Raw genomic sequence first — 1,793 nt, 5'->3', positions numbered from 1 at the left:
CAGATCTGGGTCTACTAAAATCCGATCTACGCTGGCTCCTAGGGATATAATCAGCTTCAGATTAGGCAATTTTTGCATCACTCCCAGTGGGGGCCACCATGCCAGCACAATCTCAATCTCATCTAGTGGGACTTAAACGATAAAAATACAAAAATTAGGGTATAATCTATGATAGAAGAACGTTTCACGTCGAAATTGCCCCCATGAGAGAAACTAGCCCCTCTGCGATGCCCCCTTGCTTTGAAAAATGGTGCAAGCGTTTCGATGATTGCTTCAAAACGAAGGCTCAAAAAACCGGGTTTAGACACGCTCATTGGGGGATTATTAGGGGAAAGTGAGAGAAAAAACCTGACACAGATCGCTGATAACGCGATTGGAGTAGTTTATAACCGATTACACCATTGTCTTGATGCAGTCGCTCATGGGGGAAACCCCCAAGACCGCGCTGCATCGCTTCTTAACCGATGCCCCTTGGTCAGGGAGTCAAATCAATGAACGCCGTTTAGAGTTGATGAACAAATGTTCTCTTTCCTCGGATCAGTCGGGGATTTGCATTGATTTTGGACGACTCAGGACATAGAAAAAGTGGTAACTTGACTGACGGAGTGGGAAGGCAATATATCGGAGAAATCGGAAAGACAGACAATGGAATAGTCTTAGTAACAACCCATCTTTACGATGGCAAAAAAAGCTTACCATTAGACCTAGAGTTGTATCAACACGCGACTTCCTTACCCAATGGAAATAAAGATGAAGAATTTAAGAAGAAGCCCGATTTAGGGATAGAGTTAATTGACCGGAGTTTAGCCCGAGGATATCGTCCGGGAATCGTCCTAATTGATGCGGGGTATGGCAATAACACAACCTTTCTCAAGAAACTGGAAGAAAGGAATCTAAAGTATTTAGGAGGAGTGGCAAAAAATCGGAAATTAATTATAAAAAATGAGTTAAATATTGAGATAGAAATACGTATAGACGAATTAGCGAAAAGCCTATCCAAAGAGGAGTTTGAGGAAGTTGAACTCAACTTAGAGAAATCGAAAACCGTTTGGGTGGCAACAGTGAAGGCTCAGATATCTGGTCTAGAAGGAGAAAGGACAATGGCTATCGTCATGAATGCTAGTTCTTGGGAAGAAGCAACAGACATTGATTATTTGATCACCAATGTTGATTCAGATAAAGTAACAAAACAGTGGGTAGTAATGACCTACTCTCAAAGAAATTGGGTGGAAGTATTTTATCGGGAAGCAAAGGGTTGGCTAGGGTTGAAAGAATACCAAGTCAGGGATAAAAGAAGTCTATTTCGCCATTTTATCCTAGTATTTTGTGCCTACACTTTTATTCTTTGGCATAAGTTAACTGGGGGATTACGAAGGCGATGGGCTAACAAACCTTTGACTACTTTTACAGAAGCCTTGGAGGCTTTTCGTACAGCTATGTCTTTTCGTTTCTTTGTTCGCGTAGCGTGTGCAAAGCACATATGGCTGACTCACAATCGGCAGGTGTTTGCTGCTTATAAAGCCAGTTTAGGCTTCATTTGGGGTTGATTTTTGTTTAAGTCCCACTAGTTTCCCGGATTCAGGCCAGATTCGCAAATCTAGACCGGCCTTGCGTTTCTTCAACTCTGCGGTTAATTGTGCAAACCATTCCTCTAAATCGATGTTTGCCAGTAGTAGCACTGCCATATTCATGTCCATTCGCAGTCAACTCAAGCTTAAGTCCGAAGTGTGAAGGGAGTGCGTTCGCGTAGCGTAGCCCTTTGGGCTAATCGCCTTTGGCGCGGCTGAGGCCTT

General features: G+C 43.1%; 1 protein-coding gene and 1 pseudogene. One reads left to right on the top strand and one right to left on the bottom strand.

Annotated elements, in window-relative coordinates; genetic code table 11:
- The first annotated feature begins 203 nt into the window (after positions 1-203).
- Positions 204-1,547: pseudogene (locus F6K38_RS41015) on the top strand (IS701 family transposase).
- On the opposite strand, the gene F6K38_RS41010 reads toward F6K38_RS41015, so the two are convergent.
- Complete coding sequence (locus tag F6K38_RS41010; RefSeq protein WP_008188134.1) at positions 1,527-1,685, bottom strand: hypothetical protein; 159 nt, start codon at positions 1,683-1,685, stop codon at positions 1,527-1,529. The pseudogene F6K38_RS41015 and the gene F6K38_RS41010 sit on opposite strands and share 21 nt — an antisense overlap.
- Positions 1,686-1,793 lie beyond the last annotated feature (108 nt).

The sequence above is a fragment of the Moorena sp. SIO3B2 genome (assembly GCF_010692525.1).
Classification (GTDB): Bacteria; Cyanobacteriota; Cyanobacteriia; order Cyanobacteriales; family Coleofasciculaceae; genus Moorena; species Moorena producens.
Note: the sequence above shows the minus strand (reverse complement) of the source record. Positions and strands in the feature narration are given on the sequence as shown.